We start from the raw sequence: 14,745 nt of genomic DNA on the forward strand, positions 1-14,745 counted from the left end.
GGGCGGCGCGGGTCACGGGTCCAGCAGGCGGGCGAGGTGGCGGCTCAGCAGCCCCAGCAGGAGGTGGTCCGCGTGGGTCCACTCATGGGGGCCGCGATGGTGCACCGACAGCATGCCGAGCGGCACCCCGTACCGGTCGAGCAGGGGGGTGGAGCACACCGCGCGCACCCCCGCCTCCAGCAGCACCCGGGACGCCGGCGTGCCGGCCAGCTGCGCGTCCTGCTCGACGTCGCGGACGGCGACGGGCGTTCCGGTGCTCAGGGCCCGGCCGCACACGGAGCCGTCGTCGTCGACCACGGCGAAGAAGTCGAGGAAGGGCTGCTGGAAGCCGCGATCGGCGACGATCGTCAGCGCACCCGTCGCCCGGTCGAGCAGCTGCACGTTGCCCATGTCGGCGCCGGTGAGCGCGAGCGCGACGCGCAGCCCGGCGTCCGCCAGGGCGCCGAGCTCGGCGGGATCGGGCCGGGCAGGGCCGAGCACGGCCGGGTCGAGAACGGCGCGGCCGACGAGGGCGTGATCCGGAGACGCGGGACCGGGCCCTTCCGGATCGGATCCGGCGACATCGGGCCCGGCAGGATCGAGCACGGCAGGATCGGGTAGGGCGGGATCGAGCGCGGCAGGATCGAGCGCGGCAGGATCGAGAACGGCAGGATCCGGCGCGGCAGGGACGAGAGTGGCGGGGGGAGCGCCGCGGGGCACGCCGAAGCGTGCGGCGCCGGCCCACTCCCGCTCCAGTCGCCTGCGCGTCTCGACCTCGCGCTGCTCCAGCCGTTGCCGGCTCTCGGCCGCGTCGAGCTGGCGTTCCTCCGCGCGGCGACGCGCGGCCTGCGCCCTGGCGATCAGGCGCTCCGTTTGTCTCCTGCGGTCACCGACGTCCGGATCCACATCTCCGAGTGTCGCTCCGTCCGGGCTCCGGCACCACCGCGCAGGTTAGCGGCCGGGCGGCGGGACTGCCACCCGGGCTCAGCGGCGGGACGGCGGAGGGGCGCTCCCCTCGGGGACGCCGGTGAGGGCTTCGGCCTCCTTCCTGGTGTACGGGGTGCCGGGCCACTCGACGAGCAGGACGGTCGCGTCGTCGCGCAGCCGGTGCTCGTGGTAGTCGAGGTGGTGGTGGATGAGCCGCCGCAACGTCTCGGGCACCGGCAGCTCGTCGGCCTGGTGCCGGATGAGGAAGTCGGCGAACCGGTCCATGCCGAACTCCTCGCCCTCGCGGTTGCGGGCCTCGGTGATGCCGTCGGTGTAGAGCAGGAGCCGGTCGCCCGGCTGGAGCTGGGTGTGGCACTCCGTGACCGGCAGGTGCAGGCCGGTGCCCGCCGGCGGCGCCGGGTCGCCCTCCAGCTCGATGGTGGAACGCCTGCGGACGATCACGGGCGGGTGGTGGCCGCAGTTGACCCAGGCCAGCTCGCCGCTGGGGATGTCGAGCGTGGCGATGACGCCGGTGGCGAACCGTTCGCCGCCGAACTGCGCCGTGAGCGCGTCGTCGATCCGCCGCGCCGCCCGCACGAGGTCGTGGCCCTCGTGGCGGCTGTTGCGCAGGGTCGTCACGGCGAGGTTGGCGGTCAGCCCGGCGGCGGTGTCGTGCCCCATCGCGTCGAAGATCGCCAGATGGGCGGCCCGCCCCTCGAAGGCGTAGTCGTACACGTCGCCGCTGACGTCGTACGCGGGCTCCATGACCGCGCTGACGACGAGCCGTTCGGTGGCGAACGTGCGCTGCGGCATCAGCCGCCACTCCATCTCCGCCGACACGCTCATCCGACGGCGCCGCACCAGCCGGGCGTAGGTGTCGCTCAGCGGCCGCTTGGAGACCACGAGCAGGGCGACCAGGCCCGCCAGGCGTTCCATGTCGCGCAGCGTCTCGGCGTCGGCGCCGGGCGCGGTGACGCGCAGGACGCCGAGCCGGTCGGTGCCGTCCACCAGCGGCACCCACCACCGGCGCGGATGCCGGGCCGAGGCGGGCAGGATCCGGCCGTGCTGGAACGCGCGGCCGGCGACCGTGCCCTCGATGCTGATCTCCCCGGACTCCCGCTCCCCGGCCGGGGCCGGCTGGGCGATCAGCGGCGACAGCACCTCCTGCTGCAGGTCCGCCAGGTAGATGAGGACGTCGCGCAGCCCCACCCGGCCGGCCTGCTCGGCCACCAGGGCCGGGATCTGCTCCAGCGTGCTCGTGTGACTCGCGGAGATCAGCGCGCCGAACATCGCCGCACGCTGCGCCGCCGGCGCTGCCGAGCCGGACGCCTGCACGCGATTGTGAGCGGTCATGTACCCAACGTAACGGTCCGGGGTCGTCACCCGTGCGGTCATATCGCCGTGCCCCCCGCTCAACTGGTAGGGACATCGGGGGCCCGGCGCGGTTACGGTGGGCGCGGGAGGTTCTCATGAGGTTCTTCCGGCCGGCCGCCGCGCTCGTCCTCGCCGCCGCCCTCGTCCTCATCGGGTCGCCAGGCCAGGCGCGGGCCGCGCAGGGCGAGATCCGCGGTGGCGACACCTACGTCGTCCAGGGCAAGGGACGCTGCCTCGTGGCGTTCACCGTGCGGCGCGGCAGCACCGGCGGGTTCCTCACCGCCGGGCGCTGCGGCCGTCCGGGAGACATCGCCCTGACCGGCTACGGCGGCACGCCGATCGGCGTCTTCGAAGCCTCCTCCTACCCGGGCGACGACTACGCCTGGGTGTCCCTCTACCCCGGCTGGACCCCGCGCGGCACCGTCGCCGCCCTCGGCTCCGAGCGCATCGTGCGCGGCGCGGCCTCCGCCGCCGTGGGCTCGGCCGTCTGCCAGGCGAGCCCGGTCGCCGGCTGGCACTGCGGCGTCGTCCAGCAGCGCAACGCCACCATCACCTACCCCGACGGCACCGTCACCGGCCTGGTCCGCACCAGCGTGTGCGCGGAGCCGGGCACGGTGGGGGCGCCCTTCCTGTCGGGCGACCAGGCCCAGGGCATCACCTCCGGCGGCACGGGCAGCTGCGCCACCGGCGGGTCCACGTACTTCCAGCCGGTGGCGGAGGCCCTGTCGGCCTACGGGCTCACGCTCGTGACCGGCTGAGCGCCCTGCCGGCTCAGCGCCGTACGCGTTACCGGCTCAGAGCCAGGCAGCGGACCGTCACCCACGCCGTCCACACCAGCTTCGGGCTCTGCGCGCTCACCGACTCGAACACGTCGCACTCCGTGAACCCGTGCGCCGCCGCGTCGGCCCTGGCGCCGGCCTCGGCGATGGCGAGCGCCGTGTCCTCGTCGAGGCTCTGCCCCATCCCCGTGAACAGCGTGCCGCTCACGACGGCGGCGGCGGAGGCGGGCAGCGTGGTGGCGGCGGCCACGCCGGAGCCCGCCAGCGCCGCCGCGGCCAGCGCGCCGAGCAGCTTCCTCGTCAGGCTTGTCATGGGATCTCCCCTGGTGAGTGCGTGATGGACCTGCACCTGAATGGCGTGACATCCGGTTCCAGCCCGTGCCAGGGACGTTCCATCACGACACGCGGGAGGAGTTCACCTCGCCGAAACCTACGGGCGGCCCCCGCTCGGATAGAGTCCCGCCATCCTGGACAACGTCGATCCCTTCATCGGTACGGCGGCCACGGACCTGCCACGCGCGCGCGGTCTGGCCGCCACTTGGTGGTGGCCGAAACCGCAGGTGGGCAACACCCACCCGGGCGCCACGTCACCGCTCGGCATGGTGTCGGCCTGCGCCTACTCCGGCGCGTACCCCACGGGCTACGGCCGCTACGCCAAGAACACCGAGGGCGTGCCCGAGGAGATGTTCGAGCGGCTGCAGGCCTCCGGCTTCACCCACTTCCAGCAGTCCGGCACCGGCGCCATCCGCAAGTACTACAACTACGTCCGCGTCACCCCGATGGTGCAGCCGCTCGACGCGCTCGGCGAGTCCTGGCCCCTGTACGACGAGGTCGCGCGGGCCGGCTACTACGCCGCCACCCTCGACACCGGCATCCGCTGCGAGCTCACGGTCGGCACCAAGGTCGCCGTGCACCGCTACACCTTCCCCGAGCACGACAGCGCCCGCGTCGTCGTCGACCTGTCGTGCGGCGGCCTGGCCATCGAGCTCGGCCAGACCGTGCCGGTGCGCGCCCAGGTCGAGAGCATGGGCCATGGCCGCGCCCAGGGCACGGTCGTGATGGAGGGCGTCCCGCTGTCGGTGTACGTCGAGGTCGACAGCCCCGGCTGGCGGCAGATGCTCTGGTACGACCGGCGCCTCATCGACGGCGGCACCCGCCTCGACTTCGACAGCATCCGGCACACCACGCTGCGCCCCTTCGGCATGCTCTTCATGGGCCCCGCCGCGCCCGGCCAGACCGTCGAGGTGCGGATGGGGTTCTCCCTGCGCGGCTGCGACCAGGCCCGGCTCAACCTCGAACGCGAGTGCGGGCACACCGACCAGGCGTTCGACGCCGTGCTGTTCCGCACCCGCGCCCGCTGGGCCGGCCACCTCGACCGCGTCCAGGTCGAGGGCGGCACGCCCGCCCGCCGTACCGTGCTGGCCACCGCCCTCTACCACGCGCTGATCAAGCCGTGCTTCGCCGACGACGAGAGCCCGTTCTGGCCGACCCCCGGCCCGTTCGCGTTCGACGTGTGCACCATGTGGGACATCTACAAGACCCAGCTCCCGCTGCTGGCCGCCATCGCCCCCGACCGCGCCGCCGACCTGCTGGAATCGCTCATCAGGGTGTGCGAGGAGGAGGGCAACTTCCCCATCGGCTACCGCATGTCGCGCGGCGCCGACCGGTTCTTCCGCCAGGCCAGCGCGCTCGCGCACACCGCGCTCGCCGACGCCCACGCGCTCGGCCGCGCCGGCATCGACTGGAGCTGGGCGCTCGTGCACATGGTGGGCGACCTGCGGCGCGGCTACGGCGAGGACTTCTACGAACGCGGCATGGTCCACCCCATCACCCACACCCTCGACCTCGCCTACGCCCACCACTGCACCGCCCAGGTCGCCCGCGCGCTCAACGACCCCGGCCTGGCCGACGACCTGGAAGAACGCGCCCGCCACTGGCGCAACGCCTTCGACCACGGCACCGGGCTGCTGCGCGACTCCGAGTTCTACGAGGGCGGCAAGTGGAACTACTCCTTCCGGCTGCTGCACGACATGGCCGCGCGCATCGCCCTGGCCGGCGGCGACCGCGCCTTCGCCGACCAGCTCGACCGCTTCTTCGGCTACGGCGCCGAGCCCGTCGAACGGCCCGGCCGGCGCCCGCCCGCCACCGAGATGGCCGCCGGGTACGCGCTCAACCGCTTCGAAGGACTCAACAACGAGCCCGACATGGAGGCGCCGTGGGCCTACCACTACGCCGGGCGCCCCGACCGTACCGCTGAAGTGGTGCAGGCGGCGCTGACCTGGCAGTTCGGCACCGGGCCCGGCGGGCTGCCCGGCAACGACGACTCCGGCGGCCTCAGCTCCTGGTACGTCTGGGCGTCGCTCGGGCTGTTCCCCGTCGCGGGCCAGAACCTGTTCCTCGTCAACGCGCCCGCCTTCTCCCGCGCCGTGCTCAGGGCCGGCGACAACGAGTTCGTCATCGAGGCCGTCGGGCACCGCGAGACCCCGATCGGCGCCGAAGGTCTCGACCGGGACCCGCCGCCGCAGTACGTCCAGGAGGCCACGCTCAACGGCAAACCCCTGCACGCCACCCACCTCAGCGCCGCCGCCGTGCACCAGGGCGGGGTGCTGCGCCTGCGGCTGGGCCCGGAGCCGTCCGCGTGGGGACGCGACCGTCGCCCGCCCTCCCTGTCCGACCCCCGCAAGCCCGCCCTTTCTCACCCGCGCCGGCCCTCCTCGTCCGGCCCGCACCCGCCCGCCCTGTCCGGCCCGCGCCGGCCCTCCCCGCCCGACCCGCTCCCACCCCCGGAGGAAACGCGATGACTCACCTCCCACGCCGCCTCGTCATCGTGGTCAGGGCCGATCCGGTCATCTGCGGCCACTCCGGCGAAGCACGCAACCTCGCCGAGGTCGCGCTGACCCGGGGGTTCGCCGACGTACGGCTGCTGACCTGGCCCATCCCGGCGCTGAAGGCGGCGGGGCTGCCGCTCAAGCCCCTGGACCGGCTGCTGCCGTACAGCGACGGGATCACCGTGGAGCGGCCCGAGCCGGTCGGCGACTACCGGGTGCCCGACGGGCGCTTCCAGGCCGGGCTGACCGGCCGCCTCGTCGAGCTGCTCGCCGAGCCGTACGCCACCGTCTGCCTGTCCATGTACCTCGCCCCGCACACCTCGGTGGTCCTGGACGCGGTCGCCGCCGCCCGCGCCGCCGGGTACGCGCCCCACGTGCGTACCGTCGCCAAGGCGGTCGGCTCCGACGTCACCAACGTGATCAGGTCCTGCCTGCGGGAGGGCCGGTTCGGGGCGGCGACCGTGCTGTTCACCACGTTCCTGGCCAACGACGAGGTCGTCGCCGTCTCCGACTACACCCGCGAGGAGATCGTCGCCTCCGCCGAGCAGGTGGACGCCCGCTGCGGCACCACGTTCGCCGAGCAGTGCCGGCGCCGCGTCACCGTCAGCTACCCGCCGATCGACTCCTCCGCCTTCCTCGACCCGGACCCGGCGGCGTTCCAGGCCACGCTCGCCGCGCGCGGCCTGGAACGGGACGGGTACCTCCTGTTCCTGTCCCGGGTGACCAAGGCCAAGGGCATCGACGACCTGATCGCCGCCTACGGCCGGATGCGCTGCTGGTCGCGGGTGAAGCTCGTCGTCGCCGGCACCGGGCCCATGCTGGAGCAGGCGCGGGCCCTGGCCGGGCAGGACGAGCGGGTGCTGTTCCTCACCGACGTGGACGACCGCGAGAAGGTGCTGCTCATGCGGGGCTGCGCGGCGTACGTGCTGCCGACCAAGCCGGAGCCTGACTTCGTCGAGACGTTCGGCATCGCGCTGGCCGAGAAGATGCTCGCCGGCGGTGGCCCCATCGTCACCACCCCGACGGGCGGCACCCTGGAAGCGGTCGGCGACACCGCCGTCATCGTCCCGCCCGGCGACGTCGCCGCGCTGGCGGACGCGGTGGACCGGGTGGTCCTGGAGCTGTCGGCGGGGGAGCGGCACGACCTGGAGCTACGGGCCCGCACCCGCGCGATGACCTTCGACCGGACGACGGTGTTCGACGGCCTGTTCCCCCAGGAACCCACCGCCCTCGGCGCCGCCTGACCCACCCGCCCCAGCGCCAACCGGGGTTCCCCGATCCGCCCCCTCGCCCCGCCGGCCTCACCTTGTCGCGCCTGTCTCGGTGCCGAAGGGGCTCACTTCGGCCCGATCTTCCTCCGCCTGCCCTTGACCGGAGCGGGTGTGCGGCGCCGTTGACTCCGCCTGCCCCCGCACCAGGCCCTGCACCGTCCGGCGGGCCGGCGCAGGGTGCCGGACGGTGCCGGCACACGAAACGTGCGTGTAACGATCCGGTGACGGGGGCTTCCGTCGTCGCGTGTGACCGGTCACGCTAGGCACGCGTGTGACCGGTCACACCCCGTGGAGCCCCCCGAGAGGACACCCATGCAACGACACCGCTCAGCCCGGCGAGCCCTCACCGTCGCAGCCGTCCTGGCATTAGCCTCCATGACCGTGATCCACGGCCCCGCGGCCGCAGCCGCCCCCGACGTCGTCACCGTGGACTTCGCCCAGCGCACGGGCCCCGTCCACGGCGGTGCGACCGGCATGCTGTACGGCCTGTCCGACCCGGGCGTCCCCGGCGGCTCGCTGCTCGCCGGCGCCCGCCCCCGTACCGTCGCCCAGAAGGCCCCCGACGGCGACCAGCACCCGAACGGCGACGCGCTCGTCATCGCCGACGGCTTCTTCCAGGCGGGCGGCGAGGAGATCGTCGTCTACATGCAGGACGTCTACAGCCGCTGGCCGTACGAGAACCTGGGCATCGACGACTACCTGGCCAAGGTCGACACGATGGTGCGCAAGGTGGTGCGCGAACGGCCGAAGGACACGGCGAAGTTCGTGTGGGTGCCGTTCAACGAGCCCGACGGCATCTGGTACCAGGACTGGGCCGCGCAGAAGGAGAAGTTCTACAGCGACTGGAAGGCCGTGGTCGGGCGCATCCGCTCCATCGACCCGCAGGCCAGGATCGTCGGCCCCAACGAGGCCAGGTACAACCCGGGCCGCCTGCGCGACTTCCTCACCTGGGCGAAGAGCGCCGGGTACCTGCCCGACATCATGGCCTGGCACGAGCTGTCGCGCTCCAGCCTGGCCGACTACCGCGGCCACTACGAGCACTACCGCGCGCTCGAACGCGAGCTGGGCATCGCCCCGCTGCCCGTCAACATCGACGAGTACGGCAACCGGCGCGACATGTCCGTCCCCGGCCAGCTCATCCAGTGGATCTCCATGTTCGAGGACACCAAGGTCGACGCCGACATGGCGTACTGGACCTACGCCGGCAACCTCGACGACCACGCCGTGCGCACCCGCCAGGCCAACGGCGGCTGGTGGCTGCTCAAGTGGTACGCCGACCTGACCGGGCAGACGGTCAGGGCCATCCCGCCCCGGCCGAACGTCCCGGACACCGTGCAGGCGCTCGCGGCCCTCGACGAGCCGGCGCGGCGCGGCACCGTCCTGGTCGGCGGCGGCGCCGCGCCCGTCCGTCTCGACGTGACCGGCCTCGACCCCGCCGTGTTCGGCCGGCAGGTGGACGTCCTGGTGTCGAGGACGACCTGGAGCGGGTACGAGGGCGACGCGCTCGAGCCGCCCGTCGTCGCGGCCCGCCGCACCGCCGTGACCGGCGGGAGGCTCAGCGTCGACCTGCCCGGCGGCGACGTCATGGCCGCCTACCGGGTGGTCGTCGTCCCGTCGGCCGGCCCCGCCCCCGCGCCCGACGCGCCCTGGACGGCGTCGATCGAGGCCGAGTCCGCCACCCTCACCTCCGCCCAGGCCTACGACCAGGACACCACCGCCGACCCGCAGCGCTACGCCACCTCCGGCAAGCGCGACGTCGGCTCCATGAGCAAGCCCGACTCGGCCGTCACGTTCGCCGTCACCGTCCCCCGCACCGGCCGCTACCGCCTCGGGATCTACCACGGCGCCAACAAGACGCCCGGCCGGCACGCCCTGTTCGTGGACGACCAGCTCGACCGGACGGTGCAGTACTCCGCGACCCTCGGCTGGACCTACCGGGGCCGCACCGACGTCGAGATCGAGCTGACCGCCGGCACCCACCGGCTCTCGCTGCGCACCAGCGCCGACGGCAGCACCCTGCTGCCCGGCAGCGACGTCACCCTCGACAAGTTCGACCTCACCGAGATCACCGGCCCGCGCCGCGCCGCCCACCCGGCCGACGAGGCCCGGCTCTCCGGCGGCGCCCGCCTCACCCGCACCGGCGCCGGCCCCGCCATCACCCTCGGCGGCGACGCCCGCGCCACCTTCTTCGCCGCCGCCGCCGAGGACGGCTACCACGACCTCACCCTGTCCTACCGCGCCGGCCGGGCCGGCGACCTCGACGTCCGCGTGGACGGGCGCGCGGTCCCGGGCGTCCGCGCGGCCCGCCCCGGCGACGGCGCCTCCCGCGTCCGCGTGTACCTCCCGGCGGGCATCTCCAAGATCGACGTCGGCGGGCCGTCCGGGCTCCAGCTCCGCGAGCTGGTCACGGTACGGGCGGCGCAGGCGGACACGGCGGTCCACCGGGTCGAGGCCGAGCGGGCCCGCCTGTCCGGCACCGCCCACGTCACCGGCGCCACCGGCGGCTCCAACGCCTCCGCCGGCGCGTACGTGAGCGACCTCGGCAACGGCGCCGCCAACACGCTCACCCTCGACCGCCCGGCCGGCTTCGGCCCCGGCCAGTACGTCCTGGTCACCCACTACGCCAACGCCGACAGGAACACCGGCCACCCGTACAACACCGACGTCATCAGCCGCTTCCTCGACATCACCGAGACCGGCGGCGCCACGACGCGCGGCGTCTTCCGGCACAACTACGCCTGGGACAACTTCTGGCCCCAGGCCACCCCGCTCACCCTGACCACCGCGAGCGGCCCGCTCGTCCTCGGGAACGCGAACGCCTTCGGCCCGAACGTGGACCGGCTGGAGCTCGCCCGCTTCGTCCTGGAGGTGGACAACCAGGCCTAGCCACCACCCCGGCCCGCCGGACCCCATCCGGCGGGCCAGGGCGCCCTTCCGACGCGGGCGGCGTGCCCGGCTCGTGCGGGGCGCCGCTCGGCGCGTGAGATGCTGCGAGGATGACCACGACTGAACAGGCCGAACCGGCCCCCCGCCGCCGGCGGGGCCGTCCCGGCCATGACCAGTCGGCGATCCTGCGCGCCGCTGTCGAGCTGTTCAACCGGCGAGGGTACGACGCCACGAGCATGGGCGACCTGGCCAAGGAGCTCGGGCTGACCAAGCCGGCCATCTACCACCACGTCACCAGCAAGGAGCAGCTGCTCGGCCAGGCGCTCGACGACGCGCTCGACGAGCTCACCACCGTCGTCACCGAGGCGACGCGGCGGCCGCCCGGGGTGAGCGCCTACCAGCGGCTGCGCGAGGTGGTGCGGCGCAGCGTGGAGGTGCTGGTGGCGCACCAGCCGTCGGTCACGCTCCTGCTGCGGGTGCGCGGCAACAGCGAGATCGAGCTGGCCGCGCTCGAACGGCGGCGCTGGCTCGACGACCGCCTGGCCGACCTCGTCGCGGAGGCCGTCGCCGAGGGCGCCCTGCGCGACGACGTGCCGCCCGCGCTGGTGAGCCGGCTGCTGTTCGGCATGGTGAACTCGCTGGTGGAGTGGTACCGGCCGGGCGGCGCCTACGACCAGGCGATGGTCGCCGACGCGATCACCTCCATCGCCTTCGACGGCCTGGCCCGCCACGAGCCCTGAGCCCCGGCCGCGCCGGGAGCCGTGGAAGCCCCACGAGCCCCCGGGCCGGTCGTGGTGTCACCAGGTGTAGAAGCCCTGTCCCGTCTTGCGGCCAAGGTGGCCGGCGGCGACGAGGTCGCGCAGGATGCGCGGCGGCTCGAAGCGGGGGCCGAGCTCGCGGGCCAGGTGCTCGGTGATGGCGAGCCGCACGTCCAGGCCGACGAGGTCCGTGGTGCGCAGCGGCCCGACCGGGTGGCGGTAGCCGAGGGTCATGGCGGTGTCGATGTCGGCGGCGCTCGCGACCCCGTCCTCCAGCATCCGCATCGCCTCCAGCGCCAGGCACACCCCGAGCCGGCTGCTGGCGAACCCCGGCGAGTCGGTGACCGTGATGGGCGTCTTGCCGAGCGCCGCCACCCACCGCTGGGCCCGTTCCAGCAGCTCGGGCTCGGTACGGGGGGCCGCGACGATCTCCACCAGGTCGCTCACCGGGACGGGGTTGAAGAAGTGCAGGCCGAGGAACCGGCCGGGCGCCGCCAGGCCGGAGGCGAGCCCGGCCAGGGACAGGCTGCTGGTGTTGGTGGCGAGCACCGCCCCGGGAGCCTGCTTCTCGGCCAGGGCCAGCACCTCGGTCTTCAACGCGGCGTCCTCGGGCACGGCCTCGACGACCAGCTCGCACCCGGCCAGCCCGGCCGGGTCGGCGGTGGCCCGCAGCCGGGCCGCGGCCGCCTGCGCCGGCTCGGCCAGCGTGCCCTTCGCGGCGGCCTTGGCCAGGCTGTCGCCGACCCGGGCGCGCGCGGCGGCGGCCGTCTCCTCCGAGCTCTCCACGATCACGACGTGGCCGCCCGCGACGAGGAACGCGTGCGCGATCCCGGCCCCCATCCGCCCGCCGCCGACGACTCCCACGGGCGTGGGCAGGTCACCGCTCATCGCTGCTCTCCCTTCCTGGTGCGGCGCTCCAGGAACGCCGTCATGCGCGCGTGCTTCTCCTCGGTCTCGAACAGCACCGCCTGCGCCACGTCGTCCACGAACGGGTGGGCGGCGCGCGGCGCGTGCAGGACCGCCTTCATCAGCCGGGTCGCCAGCGGCGCCTGCGCCGCGATCCGGTCGGCGAGCCGGTGGCCGGCCGCCCGCAGGTCGCCGGGCTCGACGACCTCGTTGAGCAGGCGCACGTCCAGCGCCTCCGTGGCCGTCAGTACGCGGCCGGCCAGCAGGATCTCCTTGGCCAGCGGCTCCCCGACGAGCGCGGCCAGCCGCCACGCGGCGCCGGCGGCGGCCAGGATGCCGAGGCCCGTCTCGGGGTTGCCGATGCGGGTGCGGGGCGTGCCGATGCGGAAGTCGCAGGCGTAGGCGAGCTCGGCGCCGCCGCCCAGGGCGTACCCGTCGAGCAGGCCGATGGTCGGCATCGGCAGCTTGTGGATCCGGTCGAAGATCTTGGAGTTGATGCCGCGCAGCGCGTCGTCGCGGCCGCGCTCGCGCAGCTGGGCGATGTCGGCGCCGGCGGCGAACGTGGTGCCCTCGCCGACGATCAGGACGATCTTCGGGTCCTCCTCGACGGCGGCGCAGGCGTCGTGCAGGGCCCGTACGAGGTCGCGGTCGATCGCGTTGCGCACCTCTGGCCGGTTGAGCCGCCACACCACCCGGTCCGCGCCCTCCTCGACAAGGAGCGCCTTCCCGCCGCTCATGGCCGCTCCACCAGCAGCGCGCTGCCCTGGCCGACGCCCACGCACAGCGTGGCCAGGCCGCGCCGGCCGCCGGTGCGGTCCAGCCGGCCGAGCAGCGTGACCAGGATGCGGGCGCCCGAGGCGCCGAGCGGGTGCCCGAGGGCGATCGCGCCGCCGTCGGCGTTGACCCGTTCGAGGTCGAGCCCGAGGTCGCGGACGCAGGCCAGCGACTGGGCGGCGAACGCCTCGTTCAGCTCGACGGCGTCGAGGCCGGCGACGTCCCAGCCGGCGCGTTCGAGCACCTTGCGGGTGGCGGGGACGGGCCCGATGCCCATGATCTCGGGCGGCACCCCGGCGTGCGCCGCGGCGACCAGCCGCGCGCGGGGCGTCAGGCCGTGCCGTTCGAGGAAGCGCTCGCTCACCACGACGACGGCGGCGGCGCCGTCGTTGAGCGAGCTGGAGTTGCCCGCGGTGATGACACCGCCGGGGCCGTGCAGCGGGCGCAGCCGCGCCAGCCGCTCCGGGCTCGTGTCCGCGCGCGGCCCCTCGTCCACCTCGACCAGAACGTCCTCGGCGGTGCCCCCGACCGGCACCGGGACGATCTCGTCGGCGAACCGGCCCTCCTTGGCCGCCGCCACCGCCCGCTGGTGCGACCGCAGCGCGAACGCGTCGCACTCCTCCCGGCCCAGCCCCCAGCGCTCGGCGACGGTCTCGGCGGTCTGCGGCATCGTGGCGGTGGTGGCGGCGTCGAAGCGCGGGTTGGTGAAGCGCCAGCCGATGGAGGTGTCGAAGGTCGCCCCCGGCTTGGCGAACGCCTTCGCGGGCTTCTCCATCACCCACGGCGCCCTGGTCATCGACTCGACGCCGCCCGCGACGACCACGTCCGCGTCCCCGGCGGCGATGAGGGCGCGCGCGGTGGTGACGGCGGTGAGCCCGGAGGCGCACAGCCGGTTGACGGTGAAGCCCGGCACCGAGTCGGGCAGGCCCGCCAGGAGGGCGGCCATGCGGGCGACGTTGCGGTTGTCCTCGCCGGACTGGTTGGCCGCGCCCAGCACCACCTCGTCCACCAGGCCGGGCTCGATCCCGGCGCGGGCGACGGCCTCCCGCACGACGAGGGCGGCCAGGTCGTCGGGACGGACGTGGGCGAGCGCGCCGCCGTAACGGCCTATCGGCGTCCGGACGCCGGAGACGACGAACGATTCTGGCACGTGCAGCTCCTGTGGTCGATGAAGAGGCGTCAGGCGTCGTAGTCGACGGTGACCTGGTCGCCGGCCGGGTACGTCTGGCAGGTCAGCACGAACCCGGCGGCGACCTCGGCCGGTTCGAGCGCGTAGTTGCGGCGCATGTCCACCTCGCCGTCCCGCACGACGGCGCGGCACGTCCCGCAGACCCCGCCCTTGCACGCGAACGGCAGGTCGCCCCGGGTGGCCTGGGCGCCGTCGAGCAGCGTCGTCTCGCGGGAGACCGTCGAGGTGGTGCGCAGGCCGTCCAGCACGGTGGTCAGCTCGGTGGTCGCGCCGGCGAGCTCGGCGCCGGCGCGGCGGGGCGGCGGGGGAGGGGCGTCGGCGTAGAAGAGCTCGACGTGCACCCGCTCCCCGGGCACGCCGAGGCCGGCGAGCACCGTCCTGGCCTCCTCGACCATCCGGAGCGGCCCGCACAGCCACACGTGGTCGAACACCTCGACCGGGACGAGGCAGGTCAGCAGCCGCCGCAGCCGCTCACCGTCGAGCCGCCCCGACAGCAGCTCGACGTCGCGCGGCTCCCGCGACAGCGCGTGCACGACCTGGAGCCGGGGGCCGTAGCGGTTCTTCAGGTCGCCCAGCTCCTCGGCGAACATGACGGTGCGGCTGGTGCGGTTCCCGTACAGGAGGGAGACCTGCGCGCCGGGGTGGGTGAGCACCGTCGAGGCGACCGACAACATCGGGGTGATGCCCGAGCCGGCGGCGACGCACAGGTGCCGCTCGCCGAGGCCGGGGTCGGCCTGCCAGGAGCCGGTGGGCGGCTGCACCTCGATCACGGTCCCCGGCCGCACCTCGTGCACCAGCCAGGACGAGAACAGCCCGCCGGGGATCTCCCGCACCCCGATGCGCGGCGCGGCGCCGGCGGGGGCGCAGACCGAGTACGAGCGGCGGTGCTCGCGGCCGTCGATCACGCGGCGCAGGGTGAGCGACTGCCCGGCCTTGAACGCGTAGGCGTCGCGCAGGTCGTCGGGGACGGCGAACGTGATCGCGGCGGCGTCCTCGCACAGGCGGTCCACCGAGGCCACGGTCAGCGGGTGGAAGACGGCGGCCCTGGACGCGGCGGGCGCGAGCATGGTCATC

At 74.4% G+C, this 14,745-nt stretch carries 12 protein-coding genes; 5 read left to right on the plus strand and 7 right to left on the minus strand.

From position 1 onward, the window contains the following. Positions 1-12 precede the first annotated feature (12 nt). Positions 13-885: a GAF domain-containing protein gene (locus HCN51_RS62080; protein ID WP_168006510.1), complete on the minus strand. Its 873-nt coding sequence runs from the start codon at positions 883-885 to the stop codon at positions 13-15. Between the two features lie 78 nt (positions 886-963). Then, the gene (locus HCN51_RS02885; protein ID WP_240972381.1) at positions 964-2,259 is read right to left on the minus strand and encodes a PP2C family protein-serine/threonine phosphatase; all 1,296 of its coding nucleotides are present in this window, start codon (positions 2,257-2,259) and stop codon (positions 964-966) included. A gap of 116 nt (positions 2,260-2,375) precedes the next feature. Between HCN51_RS02885 and HCN51_RS02890 the strand changes: the two genes are divergently transcribed. After that, a complete protein-coding gene (locus tag HCN51_RS02890; RefSeq protein WP_168006512.1) occupies positions 2,376-3,038 on the plus strand; it encodes a S1 family peptidase in 663 nt (220 codons plus the stop codon). 28 nt (positions 3,039-3,066) lie between these two features. Here HCN51_RS02890 and HCN51_RS02895 read toward each other — a convergent pair whose 3' ends face one another. Continuing rightward, positions 3,067-3,372: a hypothetical protein gene (locus HCN51_RS02895; RefSeq protein ID WP_168006514.1), complete on the minus strand. Its 306-nt coding sequence runs from the start codon at positions 3,370-3,372 to the stop codon at positions 3,067-3,069. 175 nt (positions 3,373-3,547) lie between these two features. Here HCN51_RS02895 and HCN51_RS02900 point away from each other — a divergent pair, with 175 nt between their 5' ends. The 4 genes from HCN51_RS02900 to HCN51_RS02915 all read left to right on the plus strand — a co-directional run bounded on the left by HCN51_RS02900 (position 3,548) and on the right by HCN51_RS02915 (position 10,784). After that, positions 3,548-5,860: a glycoside hydrolase domain-containing protein gene (locus HCN51_RS02900; RefSeq protein WP_346433539.1), complete on the plus strand. Its 2,313-nt coding sequence runs from the start codon at positions 3,548-3,550 to the stop codon at positions 5,858-5,860. Continuing rightward, positions 5,857-7,131, plus strand: coding sequence for a glycosyltransferase (locus tag HCN51_RS02905; RefSeq protein ID WP_168006516.1), 1,275 nt, complete (start codon positions 5,857-5,859; stop codon positions 7,129-7,131). Before HCN51_RS02900 ends, HCN51_RS02905 begins: the two co-directional genes overlap by 4 nt. A 402-nt stretch (positions 7,132-7,533) precedes the next feature. After that, complete coding sequence (locus HCN51_RS02910) at positions 7,534-10,044, plus strand: CBM35 domain-containing protein (RefSeq protein WP_206066503.1); 2,511 nt, start codon at positions 7,534-7,536, stop codon at positions 10,042-10,044. Between the two features lie 110 nt (positions 10,045-10,154). Next, positions 10,155-10,784: a TetR/AcrR family transcriptional regulator gene (locus tag HCN51_RS02915; RefSeq protein WP_168006520.1), complete on the plus strand. Its 630-nt coding sequence runs from the start codon at positions 10,155-10,157 to the stop codon at positions 10,782-10,784. 57 nt (positions 10,785-10,841) lie between these two features. Here HCN51_RS02915 and HCN51_RS02920 read toward each other — a convergent pair whose 3' ends face one another. Genes HCN51_RS02920 through paaE form a run of 4 tightly spaced genes read right to left on the minus strand, consistent with a single transcriptional unit; the run spans position 10,842 to position 14,744 of the window. Then, entirely contained in the window at positions 10,842-11,690 is an 849-nt protein-coding gene (locus HCN51_RS02920) for a 3-hydroxyacyl-CoA dehydrogenase family protein (protein WP_168006522.1), read from the minus strand. Next, positions 11,687-12,445: an enoyl-CoA hydratase/isomerase family protein gene (locus HCN51_RS02925; protein ID WP_168006524.1), complete on the minus strand. Its 759-nt coding sequence runs from the start codon at positions 12,443-12,445 to the stop codon at positions 11,687-11,689. The genes HCN51_RS02920 and HCN51_RS02925 overlap by 4 nt, the downstream gene beginning before the upstream one ends. Then, the gene (locus HCN51_RS02930; protein WP_168006526.1) at positions 12,442-13,632 is read right to left on the minus strand and encodes an acetyl-CoA C-acyltransferase; all 1,191 of its coding nucleotides are present in this window, start codon (positions 13,630-13,632) and stop codon (positions 12,442-12,444) included. Before HCN51_RS02930 ends, HCN51_RS02925 begins: the two co-directional genes overlap by 4 nt. A gap of 29 nt (positions 13,633-13,661) precedes the next feature. Next, on the minus strand, positions 13,662-14,744 hold the full coding sequence (gene paaE / locus HCN51_RS02935) for a 1,2-phenylacetyl-CoA epoxidase subunit PaaE (RefSeq protein ID WP_206066504.1): 1,083 nt from the start codon (positions 14,742-14,744) through the stop codon (positions 13,662-13,664). Position 14,745 lies beyond the last annotated feature (1 nt).

The organism is Nonomuraea composti (genome assembly GCF_012034275.1).
Classification (GTDB): Bacteria; Actinomycetota; Actinomycetes; order Streptosporangiales; family Streptosporangiaceae; genus Nonomuraea; species Nonomuraea composti.

Excerpts from the sequence above, each read along its gene's own strand:
- HCN51_RS02910 (WP_206066503.1), top strand. The coding sequence starts at position 7,534 with ATGACCGTGATCCACGGCCCCGCGGCCGCAGCCGCCCCCGACGTCGTC.
- HCN51_RS02905 (WP_168006516.1), top strand. The coding sequence starts at position 5,857 with ATGACTCACCTCCCACGCCGCCTCGTCATCGTGGTCAGGGCCGATCCG.
- HCN51_RS02920 (WP_168006522.1), bottom strand. The coding sequence starts at position 11,690 with ATGAGCGGTGACCTGCCCACGCCCGTGGGAGTCGTCGGCGGCGGGCGG.
- HCN51_RS02925 (WP_168006524.1), bottom strand. The coding sequence starts at position 12,445 with ATGAGCGGCGGGAAGGCGCTCCTTGTCGAGGAGGGCGCGGACCGGGTG.
- paaE (WP_206066504.1), bottom strand. The coding sequence starts at position 14,744 with ATGACCATGCTCGCGCCCGCCGCGTCCAGGGCCGCCGTCTTCCACCCG.
- HCN51_RS02895 (WP_168006514.1), bottom strand. The coding sequence starts at position 3,372 with ATGACAAGCCTGACGAGGAAGCTGCTCGGCGCGCTGGCCGCGGCGGCG.
- HCN51_RS02915 (WP_168006520.1), top strand. The coding sequence starts at position 10,155 with ATGACCACGACTGAACAGGCCGAACCGGCCCCCCGCCGCCGGCGGGGC.
- HCN51_RS02890 (WP_168006512.1), top strand. The coding sequence starts at position 2,376 with ATGAGGTTCTTCCGGCCGGCCGCCGCGCTCGTCCTCGCCGCCGCCCTC.
- HCN51_RS02885 (WP_240972381.1), bottom strand. The coding sequence starts at position 2,259 with ATGACCGCTCACAATCGCGTGCAGGCGTCCGGCTCGGCAGCGCCGGCG.